The organism is Limnohabitans sp. 2KL-17 (assembly GCF_003063415.1).
Taxonomy (GTDB): Bacteria; Pseudomonadota; Gammaproteobacteria; order Burkholderiales; family Burkholderiaceae_C; genus Limnohabitans_A.
Genome location: NZ_NESK01000110.1, coordinates 1 through 542, shown reverse-complemented (window position 1 = coordinate 542; position 542 = coordinate 1). Strand labels below are relative to the sequence as shown.

The window sequence follows — 542 nt, the reverse complement described above, 5'->3', positions numbered from 1 at the left end:
TGTGCTGGTGCCCGTGGCCACAAACGTAAAACTCTGGTAGCGCCAATTGCTGTCTTGAATACTCGACGTCAAGCTTGCAAGCGCAGTCGTGCCGTCTGATGCCACAGCCGAAGCGACCAGAGTAGATACCCCAGCTGTCGAGTTGCTCGTTTTGATCATGTACGTGACCGTATATGACTCTTGGGCCACTGTAGTCATCGTTTGGGACAGCGTACCGCCGTTAGCTCTGGGATAACCAAACATGGCAGTAGTAGTCCCAAACCATTGAACGTTGGCCTCTGGCTTCGCACCCGATATCCCAATCAACCATCCGGTGAGGTCAGTGTCAAAGGTGCCGTTGCTCAACAAGGTCTTGCTGTTGTTGCCCGCCACATCGTTCAGGCTGTAGCCGTTGACCAATGACAGGCTGAGTGCACCCGTGCCGCTGGTAATCGCTGCGCCACTGACGTTGACCTTGTATTTGTTGCCTGAAACTAGCGTGGGGGCTCCGATGGTTACGTTGGATGTCACCTGCGCACCGCCAAGCATGACCACAAAGTCAG

Annotated in this window: 1 protein-coding gene; it reads right to left on the bottom strand. The window is 54.6% G+C overall.

Annotated features, from left to right (window positions below; genetic code table 11):
• Window positions 1–542 (bottom strand): hypothetical protein (locus tag B9Z45_RS17180; protein WP_158270457.1); only part of this gene is annotated, 542 nt, incomplete at both ends.